Here is a 17,154-nt window from a genome sequence, read left to right on the forward strand (position 1 = left end):
GAGGCTTCGTGACCACCGCGGATCCCGCCGCATCGCACATCCCCGAGGACGCGATGCGCCGGCTCGCCGAGATGCGCCCCGGCCAGAAGACCAGCCTGTTCACCTCGGACCTGAGCGTCAACGAGTTCCTCCTGGTGCGCGAAGCCGGCTTCCGGCCGCTCGGGCTCGTGCTCGGTTCGAGCATCTACCACGTCGGGTTCCAGATGGGACGGTGGAGCAAGAACCAGGAGCTGGACCGGCTTTCCCAGGCGATGTACCACGCGCGCGAGCTCGCGATGTCCCGGATGGAGGCCGAGGCGGACGTCCTCGGCGCCGACGGCATCGTCGCGGTCCGGCTCGAAATCGAGTTCAAGGAGTTCGGCAGCGACCTCGCCGAGTTCATCGCCGTCGGCACCGCGGTCAAGGCCGACGAACCGGGCGAGTGGCGCAACAACACCGGGAAGCCGTTCACCTCCGACCTGTCCGGGCAGGACTTCTGGACGCTCGTGCAGGCCGGCTACGCCCCCCTGGGCATGGTGATGGGCACCTGCGTCTACCACATCGCGCACCAGCGGTTCCGGCAGATGATGGGCAACATCGGCCAGAACGTCGAGATCCCGCAGTACACGGAGGCGCTCTACGACGCGCGTGAGCTGGCGATGTCGCGGATGCAGGCGGAAGCCGAGCAGCTGGCGGCCGAGGGCATCGTCGGCGTGCAGCTGCTGTCGCTGCCGCACCGGTGGGGCGGGCACACGACGGAGTTCTTCGCCATCGGCACCGCGGTGAAGCCGTTGCGCGCCGACCACCACATCGCCAAGCCGCAGCTCGTGCTGCCCCTCACCGACTGATGGGCGGCGAGCTGGACTTCCACCTGGTGGCGGCGGCCCTGCGCACGGACCGCGCGGACGTCGAGTCCTACCAACGGGTCCTGTCCGAGACGCTCGGCACCGCGCTGCCGCCGGGCATGGTCGAGGTGACGCGGCGCCGGACGTTCGCCGACCGCGTCGCGGGCCGCGACGGCCAGGCGGTCTCGGTGCGGGTCACCACCCCGGACCGGGTCCTGGTGCTGCGCGCGGGCGAGCGCGGCGGGGTGGCGGCCGAGATCCACCAGGTGGTCCGCGGGGTGGTGATCAGCCGGAAGGAAGCGGCGGTCGAGGACTGGCTCGAGGCGCTGGCGCGGGAACTGACGACACTGGCCGAGCGGGACGCGAGAGCGCGGGAAGCGCTCTCGCGTCTCCTCGGCGGCTGACCTACCCCACCGCCACCCGCAAGATCTTGTTGTGGCTGTTGTGCGGCGTGCTGTCCTTGTCGCCGTCCACGCTGGTCGCCAGCCACATCCCGCCGCCCGGCGCCGGCTCCACCGTGCGAAGCCTGCCGTACGTGCCGTTGAAGAACGTCCGGAAGTCCGTCAGCGAACTGCCGCTGATCACCGCGCGGTAGAGCCGCGCGCCGCGCTGGCAGGCGACGTACAGCGCGTCCCGGATGATCGTGATGCCGCTGCACGACCCCTGCGCCACCGGGTACGTCTTCTTCGGCGCGACGAATCCGCCGCACGAGCCCGACGTCCCTTCGCACGAGGGCCAGCCGTAGTTGCCGCCCTTCACGATCAGGTTCGTCTCGTCCATCACGCTGTTGCCGAACTCCTGCTCCCACAGCCTGCCCTGCGAGTCGAACGCCAGGCCCTGGACGTTGCGGTGCCCGTAGCTCCACACCGCGTTGCGGAACGGGTTGTCCGCCGGGATCGAGCCGTCGGGGTTGATCCGCAGCACTTTCCCGTTGAGGCTGCTGGTGTTCGGCGCGTTGGCGCTGTTCTGCGCGTCACCCGTGCCCGCGAACAGGTAGCGGCCGTCCGGGCTGAACCGCAGCCGGCCGCCGTTGTGGAACTTGTTGCGCGCGATGCCCGTCAGCAGGACCTGCTCGGTGCTCGTGGTCAGCGAGTCCGCGGCCGGGTCGTACTTGATCCGCACGATCCGGTTGTCGTTCGGCGAGGTGTGCATGAGGTAGAGCCAGTGGTCGGAGGCGAAGGTCACCGGGTTGATCTCCAGCCCGGTCAGGCCGCCCTCGCCGTCGGTGCTCTGCACGTTCGGAACCGTCCCGATCGTCTTCTTCGCCCCGGTCTTCGGGTTCAGGTGGACGACCGCGTGCGCGTCACGCTGGTTGTAGAGGATCGTGCCGTCGGGCAGGGTGACCAGGCCCCACACGACGTCGTCGTCGGTGCCGGCCTGCGTGGCGCCGCAGACGCCCTGCGACGGCGAGCAGTTCGACGCGCCGGTGGTCGTGACGTCCAGGACCGGCGTGCTCGGTTCGCTCAGGTTGCCGTTCCCGTCGACGGCTCGCACCTGCAGGTGGTAGGCCGTGTCCGGGGTCAGGCCGCCGAGTGTGGTGCTCGCCGTGTCGGACGTGCCGATCTGCGTGCCGGCGTTGAAGATCCGGTAGCCGGTGACGCCGACGTCGTCGGTCGACGCGGTCCACGCCAGGCCGATCGAGGTGCTGCCGACCGCGGTGGTGTGCACGTTCCCGGGTGCGGACGGCGGCGCGTGGTCGTCCGACGGCGGTGTCTTCACGACGAGCGTGCCGCCGGCCTGCGAGACGTTCCCGGCCGCGTCCCGCGCGTTGACGTAGAAGCCGTAGCTGCCGTTCGGGCTGAGGTTGCCGCAGGTCGCGGTGAGGGCGCCGGTGGTGCTCGCGCAGAGTTGCCCGTCACGGTAGACGTCGTAGCCCGTGACGCCGACGTCGTCGGTGGCCGCGGCCCACGAAATGGTCGCGCTGACGGGCGTGACCCCCTCGAGCTCCGGCGTGCCCGGCGGGGACGGCGGCACGACGTCCCCGGTGGCGCCGTAGACGCCGAACTCCTGCAGCGAATAGCCCTTCGACGCGTCGGTGCGGCACCGTTTCGTGCCGTACACCCGCACGTAGCGACCGGTGCCGTCGAGCGAGGTCAGGTCTTCGACGCCGCCCTTCCCGGTGGTGGTCGCGTAGATCCGCGTCCACGTGACGCGGTCGGCGGAGGTGTCGATTTCGTAGGCCGTGGCGCAGGAAGCGTCCCACTGCAGCCGGACCCGGCTGACGTGCGCCGCCGCGCCGAGGTCGACGAAGATCCACTGCGGATCGACACCGGCCGCGCTGGCCCAGCGGGTCGACGGGTCGCCGTCGACAGCGTTCGCCGCCGGGCAGCACCCGCCCGCCGACGACACCGTGACCGGTTTTCCCTGTGACAGCAAGGAATCCGCGGCTCCGGCCGGGGTGATCGTCCCGGCGGCGAGCGCGAGCGCGACCGCCCCCACCCGAATCAGTCCACTCATACCGTCCTCCATGGCTGAAGATGACGGCGGAGTCCCGGAAACCCTATGAGCGCACCGAACGGGCGGTCAACCGGCATCCCGCTCACCGGGCAGCACCCGCCCGAGGAAGCCGCGGATGTACCCGGCGATGGCGTCGAGGTGCGTCTCCAGCGCGAAGTGGCCCGAGTCGAGCAGGTGGATCTCGGCGTCGGGCAGGTCGCGGGCGTACGCGCGGGCGCCGTCGGCGACGAAGATCTCGTCGTTGCCGCCCCAGACCGCCAGCAGCGGCACCTGGCTGGTCCGGAAGTATTCGTGGAACTTCGGGTACAGGCCGATGTTGTGGTGGTAGTCGGCGAGCAGCGCCTGCTGGATCGCCGCGCCGCCCGGCCGGTCGAGCAGGGCCTGGTCGTGGATCCAGACGTCCGGGCTGACCAGCGACGGGTCCGCGACGCCGTCGAGGTACTGCGCCTTGGTGGCTTCGAGGGTGACCATGCCGCGCAGGTCGTCCTCGGTCAGCGTGCCGGCGGCGAGCCGCTGGGGCAGCCCGGCACCCAGGCCCTCGACGTAGGCGTTGCCGTTCTGCGTGACGATCGCCGTGACGCGGTCCGGGTTCGCGGCCGCGATGCGCAGGCCCACCGGGGAGCCGAAGTCCTGGATGTAGAGCGCGAAGCGGCCGAGGCCGATTTGGTCGAGCAGGCCCAGGGTCAGCTCGGCGAGCGCGTCGAAGGTGTAGGTGAACTCCCCGGCCGGCGGCGCGTCCGACGCGCCCGCGCCCAGGTAGTCGGGGGCGACGACGTGGTAGCGGTCGGCCAGCTCCGGGATGAGGTGCCGGAACATGTGCGAGCTCGTCGGGAAGCCGTGGAGCAGCACGATCGTGGGCGCGCCGGCGGGCCCGGCCTCCCGGTAGAACAGCCGGTGGCCGGCGACGGTGGCGTGGCGGTGGTGGACGGTGACCATGGGGTTCTCCTCACGTCTCATGGATACTTTTTCATTTATCCATGAGACGAGGTAGGCTGTCAACGGGTCGGGGAAACTGGAGACCGGACTCGGGAGGCGAACGTGGTCACTGCGGCACCCGGCGAGGAGCGCTCGCCCGCGCTGGCGCTGGTCAACACCCGGCGGGTCGGCGAAGCCGACGACCTCGCCGACCCCGGTGCCGCCGCCGGCTGGCTCCGGGAGCGCGGGCTGCGGGTGACCGCGCTGGCCGACGTCACCCCTCTGACCGACCTTCGCGCGGCCGTCCGGGAGCTGATGGCCGCGCTGGCGGAGGAGCGGTCGCCGGACCCGGCGGCCGTGGCGGCGGTGAACGCGGCCGCCCGCGCCGACGCCGCCGCGCCGCAGCTCGTCTGGCCCCATCGCGAGTGGCGGAGCACGAAGCCCGGAAGCGTCGACGAGGCCCTCGCGGCCCTGGCCCGTGACGCGATCGACGTCGTCACCGGCGACCTCGGCGCGCTGGTGCGCCCGTGCGAAGCGCACGGCTGCGTGCGGTTCTACTTCCGCGAGCACGCCCGCCGCCGCTGGTGCTCCACCACCTGCGGCGACCGCGTCCGCGCCGCGCGGCACCAGCGGATGGTGGTCGAGCGGCGTAGCGTGTGAGCCCGCCGACGAAGGGACGCACGATGGACTGGACGCTCGAAGTGGTCGTGGTACCGGTGTCCGATGTGGACCGCGCGAAAGCGTTCTACGCCGAGCAGCTCGGGTTCGTCCTCGACCACGACATCACGCCCGTCGAGGGCGTCCGGATCGTCCAGCTCACCCCGCCGGGCTCGGGCTGCTCGGTGGTGTTCGGCCGCGGCGCGGTGCCGGACATGCCGCCGGGTTCGCTCAAGGGGCTCCAGCTGGTGGTCAACGACCTGCCGAAGGCCCACGCGATGCTCACCGAGCGCGGCGTCGAGGCCGGCGAAATCCAGGTCCACGGCATGGGCGCGTGGGACGGCCAGGCAGACCTGAACAACGTGGGATTCGTGCACTTCGCCGACCCCGACGGCAACGAGTGGACGGTCCAGCAGATCACTGACCGGCGCTGACCGGCGGCGCACGCCGAGCCCGGCGGCCCCGCCATGAGCCACCAGCCGGGCCGCCGGTCGGCGACGGGCGACCAGCCGAGCCGCCCGTCCGCGGCGAGCCGCCGCCTCGCGTCTCCCTAGTCCACCAGGGCACCGCAGCTGAGGTTGACCGTCGAGGCCGTCATCGTGCGGGCTCGGTCCGAGGCCGCGAACGCCGCCACCGCGCCGACGTCGGCGAGGGTGGCCGGGCGGCCGAGCATCGTCTTGCCCGCGATGCTCTCCTCGATCGCCTCCCGGCCCGGGACGTCGGCCGGGAGGGTCTCGGGGATGCCGCCGGTCCGGAGCGTCACCGTCCGGATCCCGTGCGGGCCCAGCTCGGCGGCGAGCTGGCGGCGCATCGCCTCGACCGCGTGGAACGCCACCTGCAGCCCGCCGACGGCGAACTCGCGCACCGGGTCGGCGTCACCACCGAAGAACAAGATCACCCCGGAGCCCTGCCCGATCATGTGCCGGGCTGCCGCGCGGGCGGTCAGGAACTGCGTCCGCACGGCGGTCACGACCGGGCGCTCGTAGTCCGCGAGCGTCATGTCGACCAGCGGCGTGCCCTGGACGTCGCCGTGGGTGATGAGGTTGACCGAGATGTCGACGCCGCCCCGGGCGGCCACCGCCGCGGCGTGTTCGTCGACCGCGCGCTCGTCGAGGGCGTCGACCTCCGCCACGTCGGCCGATCCGCCGGCGGCGCGGATGCGCCCGGCGACCTCCTCCAGCCGCGCCCGGGTACGGCCGGTGAGGAAGACGTGCGCGCCTTCCTCGGCGAAAGCCGTGGCCACGGCCGTGCCGATCCGGCCGGCTCCGCCGTGGACGATCGCGTTCTTGCCTGCGAGCAGCGTCATGAGTCCTCCGATGTCGGGGTGCGGTCACCCCTGCGTCGAACGGGCCCACCCGGATTCGACACGGACGGCTAGAGGATCGCGTGCCCGTGGATCTCCTTGGCCGCGAGGTACCGCAGCGTTTCGCGGCTCGGCTCCGGCTGCACCAGCTGGCACATCTCCGCCTTGATCCCGGCCACCTCGAGGGCGGAGATCTTGGCCGGGTTGTTGGTGAGCAGCCGGACGGCGGTGAGCCCGAGCTGCGTCAGCAGCGCCGCCGCGTCGGCGTACGACCGGCTGTCGGCCTTGTAGCCCAGTGCCGCGTAGCTCGCGAAGGTGTCGAACCCTTCTTCCTGCGACAGCTGGTACCCCTTCGCCTTCGCCAGCAGGCCCGCGCCCCGGCCCTCCTGGTCCAGGTACACCAGCACCCCCGAGCCGTGCTCGCGGATGATGCGGAGGGCCTCCTGCAGCTGCCACCGGCAGTCGCAGTTCGTCGACTCGAAGATCTCGCCGTAGAGGCACCGCGAATGGACGCGGACGGGACAGCCGTCGGACGGGTCGCCGTACACCGCCGCGCACGGCGGGTTCATCCGCCCGGACCCGTCGTCGAGGACGATCGCGCGGAACGTGCCGCCGCCCGTCTCCAGTTCGTGCGCCACTGATCCGGTCACGGGTTCTCCAGGCTCTGGTCGGTCTCGAGGGTGCGCTCGACCTCCTCGAGAACCGGCATGGAGTCGGCGATCTCATCGAGCGTCGGGTTCGTCGCCATCGCCGCGATCGCCCAGTGCAGGGCTTCCTCGCGGCTCCGGCCGGCACCCTCTTGGATAAGTTTCCGGATGAGCGCCGCGGAGAAGGCTTCGCGGACGCCTGGTGCGTCGTCGAGCGGGACCGGCGGGCCTTCGATGTCCTGGGAGATCACGCTCGAGCGGATCTTACAACCGAAACTCTCGACGACGCAGACCGCGCCCACGCCGAGGGCGAGCAGCGACCGGGCCAGGTTGTCGACCGTCGGCGGACCGTCCGGATCGGACAGCAGCCGGCGCAGCTCGCCTTCGCGGCCGACGAGGTAGTCGACCCCGCGCAGGAGCCGGTACAGCTGCTGGGGCGCGTCACGGGACGGCGAAGCCTGAAGCAGCACCAACGGTTTCCGCGGCTGCTTGGCCGCGGCCGAGAGCGCCCACTTGATCGTTTCCATCGGCGGTTCGAGCGTGACCAGCACGGCGTCCGCCGCGGCCATCGCCTCCCGCACGCGCGGCGCGCGAAGGTCCTCTCTGGACAGAGAGACGTCGTGTTCGTTCATCCAGCCGAGGTACCGCGCCTGCCCGGTCTGGCCGACCAGCACCAGCGCCCGCGGGTGGGCCGCCCCCGGCGTCTCCTTGAGCAGCGCGGTGGACAGGCCCTCGTGGCGCATGTACTCCACCAGCTCCCGCGCCTGGGAGTCGCCGCCGATCGCGGCCACCAGCGAGGCTTCGAGCCCGAGGCGCCGCCCGGCGACGGCCAGGTTGAGCCCCTTGCCGCCGGGGTGCACGTCGAACGACTGGGCCTGGACCGCTTCACCGACGTCGGGCCACTCGTCGGAGACGACGACGTGGTCGGTTGTCGCCCCGCCCACCACCACGACCGCACCGACCGTCTCGCCGCCGGCGGCCTCCTCCACCGGGGCGACGTCCTCGACGCAGTGTTCGGCCAGCACCCCCAGCGTCCGGTTTTCGATCGAGCCGCGCAGGCTCCGGACCGTCGGCGCCGGGTAATCGCTGGTGACCCCGAGCAGTTCGTGCAGCACGTCCCAGCCGTCGGCCAGCGCGCGGCGGCGCTCCCCCAGGTCGTCCGCGTAGAGCCGCTCGACCTCGGGGCGCTCACCCACGCGCGCGCGGAGGACACCGAGCGCCAGCACGGCGTCCGCGATGAGCAGATCGGTCGGGTCGAGCGCGGCGACGGCGGCGGTCACGACGGCGACGATCGCCTCGCCTTCGGACACGCCGGTTTCCCGGGCCTGGCGCTGGACGACCGGCAGCTCGGCGAGCAGCCGGACGTCGACCTCGGTCGCGTCGAGGCGCTCGACAGTCAGCCCGCTGCGCGTCCTCAGCTTGAGGAAGACGCTCCGGACGCCCTCGACGTTGGCGTCGTACCTCGCCATCGTCCCAGCCTACCCCTCGGTTGTCACTTGCCCTTCTTCACCTGGCACTTGCTGGCCGCGAACCCACCTTCCGGCGGAGCACAGCGGGCAAGTTACTCCGTTCGGCCCGTTTCGCTCGGGCGTTCAGTCCCCGCGTGTCGCACAAAGGGCCGCCGACCAGCACCACTTCTCCGCGTCATCGCATTGTCAATTGACTTCGTTACTCGGCAAATGTCACGCTGGACTTGCTCATGGACCCCTGGGAGGTCGTCATGCAGCCGTTGAACACCGGGTCGGCACGGGGAGTCCGGCCTTCGAAGACCTTGCTGGGCTTGCGAAACGTCCCGTCGCGCACCGCGACCGTGCGGCGGGCGGCATTTGCCGCCGTGATCATCGGCTGCCTGGCCGCGAGCGGGTGCGCATTGCCCGCCCGGGCCGTGACGCCCAGCGGCGGCGACCGGGTTGTCGTGGTGGTGAGCGGGACGGCGAACGAGCCGCGGCCGTCCGTCACCGATGCCGTCCGGACGGTGCTCCGCGACGCCGCGAACAGCGGGAACGTCTCGCAGCAGGGCTCGGGCAAGAGCAGCGTCGTGCTGGTGTCCGCCGCGGACGGCGGCGACCGGCGCTCGGTCGTGCTCACCCCGCGACGGGCCGACGGTTCGCTCGAGCACGGCCTTTCGCGGCCGTCGCTCATCGACCGGAACGTCGCCGCCGCCGTCGACGCGATCGGGGCCACCGCGGCGCACAAGAGCGGGCTCGACCTGCTCGCCGGCATCGCCGACGCCGTCCGCGGCGTGCCGGCCGGCACGCTCGTGGTGACCAGCGGCGGGCTGAGCACCGACGGCGCGTTCGACCTGCGCCAGGTCGGCTGGGCCGCGGATCCCGCGGCCATCGCCGCCCAGCTGGCCGCCGCCGGGCAGGTGCCGCGCCTGACCGGCTGGCGCGTGCTCTTCGCCGGGCTCGGTTCGGTGGCCGGCGCCCAGCCGCCGCTGCCGTCGCCGGCCCGGGACCGGCTGGCCGCGTACTGGCAGGCGATCTGCCGGGCGGCCGACGCGGCGGCGTGCGACGTCGACCAGAGCCGCGTTCCGGCCGAGCCGTCGCGGGCGACCGTGGCGACGCCGGTCGTGCCCGTGCCCGGGGTGACGTCGGTGACCGGGCCGCGGGGCGAGGTCACCACCACGGTTTCGGACGCCGCGCTCGGCTTCGCCGGGGACTCCGCGGTCCTCTCCGAATCGGCCCGCGACCTGCTGCGGTCGCTCGCGGGCAGCATCACGGCCGGCCGCTCCGGCGCGCCGGTCACCGTCCGCGGCTTCGCGGCCGACCCGCCCGGGTCGACCGACGCGGGGCGGCGGGAACTGGCGGAGCAGCGAGCGCGTGCCGTCGCCGGCGCGCTCACCGAGGCCGGGGTGACCCAGCGGGTCGACGCCGCCGGCACCGGCACCCAGCCCGGGGTCACCGCGATGACCGGCGGGCGGTTCGACGAAGCGGCGGCGGCCCGGATGAGGCGGGTGGAGATCACGTACCAGGGCGCCGGCCCGAGCTCGTAGACAGACCAGGAGGCACGCCATGACCAGCACCGACCAGACGCGCAACCTTCCGCTGCCCCAGCCGCGTCCCCGCGGGGAGACCCCGGCGGGCGACCTGCTCCTCGCGCGGGTGCAGGAGCTGAACTACCGCTCCGCCCGGGCGTTGGACGGCCACGTCGTGGGCCCGCACGGCCAGAACCTGACCGTCGGCGAGGCCCAGGCCCGCGCCGAACTCATCGACCGGCTGATCGAGCTGGAGCAGCTGCGCGGCAGCCAGCGCCACCGGCGCGTCGGGCGGCTGACGCGGGTCCTCACGTTGCTGACCGTGACGGTGGTCGACCTGCCGATCATGCTGTGGCTGGCCAGTTCGGTGTTCAACGTCGACTGGAGCGACCCGCTCGGGCTGCCGCTGGCGATCAGCATCGTCATCTCGGTGCTGGCCACCGGCGGCGCGGCGACCGCGCTGCACCACCTCGGCCACAACCAGCGCCAGCACAAGAACGCGCGGCGTCAGCTGGACTGGGTGAAGCTGTCCGCCGGTTCGAAGCTGAGCCTGGTCACGGTGGTGCTCCTGGTGGGACTGATGGGCGTGGTGATGTTCGTCCGCGTCTACACCGAAGGCGTGCTGTCCGGGATGAACGACCTGGCGGTGCTGATGGCGGTGCTGGTCGCGCTGGTGATGGTGGTCTCGGCGACGCTGGTCTTCTGGACGGCCTTCCGCGACGGCTCCCTGGAGCAGGACGACCTGCGCCACTACAGCGAAAGCGTGCGCCCGTTCCTCGCGGCGAAGCGCGAGTACGAGGACCAGGCGCACGAGCTGAGCTGCCAGTACGACCTGCTGCGGCGCCAGGCGGGCCGAGGGGAGACGGCCGAGTGACCTCGGGTGCACCCGGGGGCCCCGGGCCGGCGGGAAGGAGCTGCCCGCCGGCCCGGGTGACGGCAGGGCCGGGCGACGCCGCCGACTGCGACGCCACCCGCGGCCAGGTGACGTCCCGCACCGCCGGTGTCGCGGGAGTTGCCGGTCGCGGGCGGAGCGGTGGCTTCGTGGGACGGCGACCGTGGTGGGCGGCGCGGTGAGGATTCCTGTCGCGCGTCGTCGAGCTGCGGGAGGCGTTGACGGAGTCGGTGTTCCGGAGCCGCCGGTCGCCTCGGACTGAAATTGGGAGGCGTCTTCGCCGCCCGGGGGTTACCGTGCTCGGCAACGCGCTGATGGAGACGAGTAGTCCCGGGGCGCACGGGTCCAGAGAGCCGCCGGTAGCTGGGAAGGCGGTCCCGTGTCCCGGCGGCGAAGACCCTCCGGAGTGCGGGGAGGAACGGCGCCCGCGCCCCATGCCCCGCCGGCCGGCCCCCGTCACCAGGCCGCGACGAGGCCGCCTCCGGGCGGTGAAAGTGCGGTGGCACCGCGATTCCCCGATCGCCCGCACTCCCGAGGGATCCGCGTTGGGAGGGTGATGAGTTCTCGAGTTCTGACCGCCGACCTGCCGCAGCACGTCGGCGCTCGCGTCCGCGTCGCCGGCTGGGTGCACCGCCGTCGTCGCCTGAAGTCCGTCACGTTCGTCGTGGTCCGGGACCGCTCCGGAACCGCGCAGGTCGTCCTGGACGGCGCCGCGCCACCGGAGGAAACCGTGGTCGAGGTGCACGCGACCGTGACGGCGAACCCGCGCGCACCCGGCGGTGTCGAGCTGACCGAGCCGGTTCTGGAGACGCTCGGCGAAGCCGTTCAGCCGCCGCCGTTCGACCTCTACCGGCCCGCCGTCACCGCGTCGCTGCCGACGATCCTCGACCACGCGCCGGTCGCGCTGCGGCACCCGCTGCTGAAGGAGCGCTTCGCCGTGGCCGCGGCCGCGGTGCGGGGCTTCCGGTCCACTTTGGACGCGATGGGGTTCACCGAGGTGCACACGCCGAAGATCGTGGCGTCGGCGACCGAGTCCGGGGCGAACGTGTTCGGCATCGACTACTTCGGCCGCCCCGCCTACCTCGCGCAGTCGCCGCAGTTCTACAAGCAGGCGCTGGTCGGCGTGTTCGAGCGCGTCTACGAGGTCGGGCCGGTCTTCCGCGCCGAGCCGCACGACACCGCGCGGCACCTGGCGCAGTACACCAGCCTCGACGTCGAGCTGGGCTTCATCCGCGACCACCACGACGTCATGGCCGTGCTGCGGGACGTCCTCGCGGGGATGGCGGACCCGGACTTCGTCCCGGCCGAAATCCCGGAGATCCACTTCGCCGACGCGCTGGACCTCCTGGGCGCGGACCCGCTCGAGCCGGACCTCGCGCCGGCCCACGAGCGGGCGCTGTCGGAGTGGGCGCGGCGCGAGCACGGGTCGGAATTCCTGTTCGTCACCGGCTACCCGATGGCGAAACGGCCGTTCTACACGCACCCGGACCCCGCGCGGCCCGGCTACTCGAACAGCTTCGACCTGCTCTTCCGCGGGATGGAGCTGGTGACCGGCGGCCAGCGCCTGCACCGGCACGCCGACTACCTCGCGGTGCTGGGCGAAGACGCGCCGGAGTACGCCGACTACCTGGCGGCGTTCGCGCACGGCATGCCACCCCATGGCGGCTTCGCGATCGGCCTGGAACGCTGGACGGCGCGGCTGCTGGGCGCCGCCAACGTCCGGGAGGTCACGCTGTTCCCGCGCGACCTGCACCGGCTCACCCCGTGAGGAGCGATCCATGACCGCACGCAGCCTCTGGGCGGCCGTCGAACCCCTGCACGCTGTCGTCTACTTCGCGCCCGAGACGGCCGAAGCGGCGAAGGCGGCCGGCCTGCGCGGGTACTGGATGGGCTACTTCGCGGGCCGGCTGGCTCCGCTCGGCCCCGTCGGACCCGGACCGGCGACGTCGGTGCTGTTCGGGTTCGCCCCGGCGATGGTGGCGCGGGCCCTGCCGGACGCGTGGTCCTTCGCGGCGCCCGCGGCGGTCCTCGAGACGCGGCTCGCGGCGGTCTCGTCGGCGTTGGGCCGGGTTTCGGGTGACGCCGCGGAGCTGACCGGGCTGCTGTGGCGGGCGGTCGCGGCGTGCGGCTTCGACGGCCGTCCGCTGGCGGCGGCGTGGGCGGCGGTGCCGGAGCCCGCGGACCTCCCGGCCCGGCTGTGGCTGGCGACCACGATCCTGCGCGAACACCGCGGGGACGGCCACGTGCTGGCGGCGGTCCACGCCGGCTTGAGCGGGTTGGAGACGACGCTGACCCACGTCGGCGCCGGGGTGATCGGCCGCGCGGACGTCCAGCCCCACCGCGGCTGGCCGGACGCGGAGTGGGACGCGGGCGTGAGCCGGTTGCGCGGCCGCGGTCTCCTCGATGCGGAGGGCCGCCTGACCGAAGAGGGGCGGGAACTGCGCCGCCGCATCGAGGACGACACGGACCGCTTGGCCGCGGCCCCGGTGGAGGCCCTGGGCGAGGAGGGGCTGGCGCGGGTACTGGAGCTGGCGGTGCCGTTGAGCCGGGCGGTGATCGACGCGGGCCTGGTGCCGGTCCCGAACCCGATGGGCGTGGCCCGGCCCTGAGGGCACCTGGGCGCCGGGCAGGTGCTGGCCCGGCGCCGGCTCCACCACCTCCGCCAAGCCGTCAGTCCCAGGCGACCGGCAGCTCCCGCACCCCGTACACCAGCGTGTTGTGCTTGTACACCAACGACTCCCGTGGCACCGCCAGCCGCAGGTCGGGAACCCGGCGGAACAGGCGGGTCAACGCCTCCTGGAGCTCGACGCGGGCCAGCTGCTGGCCGATGCACTGGTGCGCGCCGAAACCGAAGGCGACGTGCGTGCGGGGCGAGTCGCGGTGGAAGTCGAGCTTGTCGCCGCCCGGGAAGAGGTCCTCGTCGCGGTTGGCCGAGTTCAGCGCGGCCACCAGCCACTCGCCCGCCTTGACCGACCGCGAGCCGACCTGGACGTCCGACGTCGCGTAGCGCAGCACGCCGAACTGGACGACCGACAGGTACCGCAGCAGCTCCTCGACCGCGCGCTCCGGCACCTCCAGCACGGCGTCGCGCTGCGAAGGGTGTTCCAGCAGCACCAACGTGCTCAGCGCGATCATGTTGGCCGTCGTCTCGTGCCCGGCCACCAGCAGGCTGAGCCCGAGCACGACGAGCTCCTCCATCGTGAGCGGGTCGCCAGACTCCGAGCCGCGGGAAATCAGCCTGCTGAACAGGTCGTCCTGCGGATTCCGCTCCTTGTCGGCGAACAACTCCGCCAGATAGCCGGACAGGTCGTCGTACGCCTGCTGTCCCTCTTCACGCGTGGCGTCGGTGCTGACCAGCGTCGTGCTCTGCCGCTGGAACCGCGAGCGATCGGCGTACGGGACCCCGAGCAGCTCGCAGATCACCAGCGACGGGATCGGCAACGCGAAGTCCTGCACCAGATCCGCCGGGCCGGGCTTCGCGAGCATCGCGTCGAGGTGGCTGTCCACCAGCTCCTGGACGTAGCCGCGCATCGCTTCCACGCGCCGCACGGTGAACTCGGCGATCACCTTCTTCCGGAGCCGCGAATGGGCCGTTCCGTCGAGCTGGATGATCGAGCCGGGGCTGACCTCCTCGTCGAGGTCGGCGTTCGGGTTCACGTGCACCGAGGACGCCCCGCGCGAGCTCATCGCGCGGTCCGCGAGCACCGCGCGGACGTCGGCGTAGCGCGTGACCAGCCAGGCGTCCATGCCGGCCGGGCAGCGCACCTTCGACGTCGGCGCGGTTTCCCGCAGGGTGGCGTAGTCCTCGGGTGGGTCGAACGGGCATCCGGGAGGTCTCGTCGTCGGGAGGGCCGGGGTTTCGGCTGCTGCCGTCACGGCGGATCACACCTCTCTTCCGGTGGTGGGCGACCCTTCCACCATGGAGAGAACTGCCGCCGTCGTGGGACACCCGGCCCACTTCCGACCCGGATGGCCTAGCGCGCGCCGTACGCGCCGCCGTTCACGTGCACGACCTGGCCGGTGACGTGCGCGGCGCCCGGCGCGGCCAGGAACCCCACGGTCTCGGCGACCTCGTCCGGGGTGCCGGCCCGCTTGTTGAACGCCACGGAAATCCGGGAGCTGAGCCATTCGTCGGTGAGGGTGCCGTGGAAGAACTCCGTGTCGAGGATGACTCCGGGCGCGACGACGTTGGCCGTGCCGCCGGCCGGGCCGAGCTGCCGCGCGAGGTCGGTGTTCCACGCCTCGATCGCCGCCTTCGCGGCGCCGTACGAGCCGGAGCCCTGCTTCGCCGCGACAGAGCCGAGAGTCACGACACGCACGTTGTCCGCGAAGCGCGGCTTCAGCGCCGCGGTGACGAGGACGGCCGAAAGGACGTTGGCGTCGAAGTTCGCGTGCCACGCGTCGGCGAGCCCCTGCAGGTCACCGGGCGCGGGCGCCTCGCGGACCCGGTCGGTGTTGCCGCCGGCGTTGTTGACCAGGACGTCCACCCGCTCGGGCAGCTCGGCCAGCGCCGCCTGCACCGCCGCCGGGTCGCTCGCGTCGAAGGCGACCGCCCGCGCGCCGATCCGCTCCGCCGCGGCTTCGAGCACGTCCTTGCGGCGCCCGGTGACGGTGACCCGCTCCCCCGCCGCCGCGAACCGGGCGGCGATCGCCAGCCCGATGCCGGTGCCGCCCCCGGTGACCACGATTTCCCGCTGTTCGCTCATGAGCGCCATCTTCGCGGAAGAAAGCGCTTGCCGACACGGCTTTCCCGGCGATCGGGACAGAGAGCCGGTTTGTTAGGAAACTTTACGAATAAGTCTTGACGCCGCACCGCAGCGCGGCGAACCTGGACGGACGCCGCAGTCATCGTCCGCCCACTCCTCCCGGAGGCAGCATGACCCGGCGCGCGCTCGTGCTCGTCGTGACCCTGTTCCTCGCCCTGGCCACCGCCGGGGCCGGCACGGCGAGCGCGGCCACCACGCAGCAGACCTTCCTCACCTTCTACGGCTGGTGGGACAACACCCCGCCCGGCGGCGACATCGCCTACCCGCAGATCCACGACACGGCGGGCGGCAAGGGCACCTACGCCGACCCGATCACCTTCGCCACCAGCAGCGACGAGCTCAAGCCGGGCACCAAGGTCTGGGTCCCGCGGGTGAAGAAGTACTTCGTCATGGAGGACGGCTGCGACGAGTGTTCCGACGACTGGAACAGCCAGGGCCCGAACGGCGGACCGGGCCTGCGGCACATCGACCTCTGGCTCGGCGGCCAGGGTGGCAGCGCCTTCGACGCGATCGACTGCGAAGACGCGCTCACGCACTACAACCCGGACAACACCCCGGTCATGGAGCCGGTCGTCGTCGACCCGCCCTCGAACGAGCCGTACGACGCGACGCCGATCTTCAACACCAGCACCGGTGAGTGCTACGGCGGCGCGCAGCCGAACACGACCGTCGGCCAGTACCGCAACAACTCCACCGGCACCTGCCTGGCCGCCCCGAGCAGCGGCACCACGCTGAAAGTGGCGGCGTGCACCGGAGGCCCCGAGCAGCGGTTCACCTTCCACGGCGCGTTCCTCGTGCTCGACGACCGGTGCGCGGGCATCTCCGGCAGCTCGATCGTGCTCCAGACCTGCACCGGCGGCCCGGCCCAGCAGTGGTCGATCAACCCGGACGGCACCATCTCGGACATCCAGTCCAGTAGCAAGTGCTTCCGCGCGTCGGGCAGCACCCTCACCGCGGGCAGCTGCTCCGGCACCGCCGCCCGCTGGACGTTCACCCCGGCGAGTGCGTCCGGTCTGAGCGTGACGCCGTCGTCGGTGTCGGTCGCACCGGGCGCTTCGGCGACGGCCACCGTGACTTCCACCGACGCCGTCACGCTCTCGGCGAGCGGCGCTCCCGCGGGCGTGACCGTGTCCTTCTCCCCCGCGTCGGTGCCGGCCGGCGGGACCTCGACCGTCACGGTCGCCGCCGCGGCCACCGCGGCCCCCGGCTCGGCGACGATCACCCTCACCGGCGGCACGAAGACGGCTTCGCTGGGTGTCACGGTGACCGGCGGCTCGGAAGCCCTGCTGTCCCAGGGCAAAGCCGCGACGGCGTCCTCCACCGAATCGGCGTCGTACCCGGCGGGCGCGGCCTTCGACGGGAACCTGACGAGCACGCGATGGGCGTCGAAGGAAGGCTCCGACCCGCAGTGGCTGCGGGTCGACCTCGGCGCCACCAAGTCGATCTCGCACGTCAAGCTGAGCTGGGAAGCCGCGTACGGGAAGGCGTACAGCATCCAGGCGTCCGCCGACGGCTCGAACTGGACGACGCTCTTCAGCACGACGACCGGCAACGGCGGCGCGGACGACCTCACCGGCCTGTCCGGCACCGGCCGCTACGTGCGGATGAACGGCGTCACGCGCGGGACGTCGTACGGCTACTCGCTGTACGAGATGCAGGTGTACGGCACCCCCTGAGTTGCCGATCCGGCAACGAGGTTTGCCTTCTCGGGGACGT

At 72.4% G+C, this 17,154-nt stretch carries 16 protein-coding genes; 9 read left to right on the forward strand and 7 right to left on the reverse strand.

Annotated elements, in window-relative coordinates; genetic code table 11:
* Positions 1 to 8 precede the first annotated feature (8 nt).
* Both ACH54P_RS22600 and ACH54P_RS22605 read left to right on the forward strand, forming a co-directional pair.
* Complete coding sequence (locus ACH54P_RS22600) at positions 9 to 827, forward strand: heavy metal-binding domain-containing protein (protein ID WP_489915814.1); 819 nt, start codon at positions 9 to 11, stop codon at positions 825 to 827.
* Positions 827 to 1,228: a hypothetical protein gene (locus tag ACH54P_RS22605; protein ID WP_489915816.1), complete on the forward strand. Its 402-nt coding sequence runs from the start codon at positions 827 to 829 to the stop codon at positions 1,226 to 1,228. The genes ACH54P_RS22600 and ACH54P_RS22605 overlap by 1 nt, the downstream gene beginning before the upstream one ends.
* Position 1,229: 1 nt before the next feature.
* On the opposite strand, the gene ACH54P_RS22610 is transcribed toward ACH54P_RS22605, so the two are convergent.
* Positions 1,230 to 3,281, reverse strand: coding sequence for a PQQ-dependent sugar dehydrogenase (locus tag ACH54P_RS22610; RefSeq protein ID WP_489915818.1), 2,052 nt, complete (start codon positions 3,279 to 3,281; stop codon positions 1,230 to 1,232).
* A 66-nt stretch (positions 3,282 to 3,347) separates the two neighbouring features.
* Complete coding sequence (locus tag ACH54P_RS22615) at positions 3,348 to 4,217, reverse strand: alpha/beta fold hydrolase (RefSeq protein ID WP_489915820.1); 870 nt, start codon at positions 4,215 to 4,217, stop codon at positions 3,348 to 3,350.
* A gap of 102 nt (positions 4,218 to 4,319) precedes the next feature.
* On the opposite strand from ACH54P_RS22615, the gene ACH54P_RS22620 reads away from it, so the two are divergent.
* Complete coding sequence (locus tag ACH54P_RS22620) at positions 4,320 to 4,856, forward strand: CGNR zinc finger domain-containing protein (RefSeq protein ID WP_489915822.1); 537 nt, start codon at positions 4,320 to 4,322, stop codon at positions 4,854 to 4,856.
* Between the two features lie 23 nt (positions 4,857 to 4,879).
* The gene (locus ACH54P_RS22625; protein WP_489915824.1) at positions 4,880 to 5,287 is read left to right on the forward strand and encodes a VOC family protein; all 408 of its coding nucleotides are present in this window, start codon (positions 4,880 to 4,882) and stop codon (positions 5,285 to 5,287) included.
* Between the two features lie 116 nt (positions 5,288 to 5,403).
* Here ACH54P_RS22625 and ACH54P_RS22630 read toward each other — a convergent pair whose 3' ends face one another.
* The 3 genes from ACH54P_RS22630 to ACH54P_RS22640 all read right to left on the reverse strand — a co-directional run bounded on the left by ACH54P_RS22630 (position 5,404) and on the right by ACH54P_RS22640 (position 8,272).
* Positions 5,404 to 6,159 (reverse strand): SDR family NAD(P)-dependent oxidoreductase, encoded by a 756-nt coding sequence (locus tag ACH54P_RS22630; RefSeq protein ID WP_489915826.1) that lies wholly within the window; start codon positions 6,157 to 6,159, stop codon positions 5,404 to 5,406.
* Between the two features lie 68 nt (positions 6,160 to 6,227).
* Positions 6,228 to 6,806, reverse strand: a complete 579-nt coding sequence (locus ACH54P_RS22635) for a GTP cyclohydrolase II (RefSeq protein WP_489915828.1) — start codon at positions 6,804 to 6,806, stop codon at positions 6,228 to 6,230.
* Positions 6,803 to 8,272 (reverse strand): PfkB family carbohydrate kinase, encoded by a 1,470-nt coding sequence (locus ACH54P_RS22640; RefSeq protein ID WP_489915830.1) that lies wholly within the window; start codon positions 8,270 to 8,272, stop codon positions 6,803 to 6,805. The genes ACH54P_RS22635 and ACH54P_RS22640 overlap by 4 nt, the downstream gene beginning before the upstream one ends.
* Before the next feature lie 311 nt (positions 8,273 to 8,583).
* Between ACH54P_RS22640 and ACH54P_RS22645 the strand changes: the two genes are divergently transcribed.
* The 4 genes from ACH54P_RS22645 to ACH54P_RS22660 all read left to right on the forward strand — a co-directional run bounded on the left by ACH54P_RS22645 (position 8,584) and on the right by ACH54P_RS22660 (position 13,281).
* Positions 8,584 to 9,798 (forward strand): OmpA family protein, encoded by a 1,215-nt coding sequence (locus ACH54P_RS22645; protein WP_489915832.1) that lies wholly within the window; start codon positions 8,584 to 8,586, stop codon positions 9,796 to 9,798.
* 19 nt (positions 9,799 to 9,817) lie between these two features.
* On the forward strand, positions 9,818 to 10,654 hold the full coding sequence (locus ACH54P_RS22650) for a hypothetical protein (protein WP_489915834.1): 837 nt from the start codon (positions 9,818 to 9,820) through the stop codon (positions 10,652 to 10,654).
* A 574-nt stretch (positions 10,655 to 11,228) separates the two neighbouring features.
* A complete protein-coding gene (gene aspS, locus ACH54P_RS22655) occupies positions 11,229 to 12,440 on the forward strand; it encodes an aspartate--tRNA(Asn) ligase (RefSeq protein ID WP_489915836.1) in 1,212 nt (403 codons plus the stop codon).
* A 10-nt stretch (positions 12,441 to 12,450) separates the two neighbouring features.
* Positions 12,451 to 13,281 carry an SCO6745 family protein gene (locus ACH54P_RS22660; RefSeq protein WP_489915838.1) on the forward strand — a complete coding sequence of 277 codons (831 nt, stop codon included), beginning with the start codon at positions 12,451 to 12,453 and terminating at the stop codon, positions 13,279 to 13,281.
* 61 nt (positions 13,282 to 13,342) lie between these two features.
* On the opposite strand, the gene ACH54P_RS22665 is transcribed toward ACH54P_RS22660, so the two are convergent.
* On the reverse strand, positions 13,343 to 14,548 hold the full coding sequence (locus ACH54P_RS22665; protein ID WP_489915840.1) for a cytochrome P450: 1,206 nt from the start codon (positions 14,546 to 14,548) through the stop codon (positions 13,343 to 13,345).
* 98 nt (positions 14,549 to 14,646) lie between these two features.
* A complete protein-coding gene (locus ACH54P_RS22670) occupies positions 14,647 to 15,378 on the reverse strand; it encodes an SDR family oxidoreductase (RefSeq protein WP_489915842.1) in 732 nt (243 codons plus the stop codon).
* Positions 15,379 to 15,548: 170 nt separating this feature from the next.
* Between ACH54P_RS22670 and ACH54P_RS22675 the strand changes: the two genes are divergently transcribed.
* Entirely contained in the window at positions 15,549 to 17,114 is a 1,566-nt protein-coding gene (locus ACH54P_RS22675) for a discoidin domain-containing protein (RefSeq protein ID WP_489915844.1), read from the forward strand.
* Positions 17,115 to 17,154 lie beyond the last annotated feature (40 nt).

Source organism: Amycolatopsis sp. N2S4-7, from assembly GCF_058119595.1.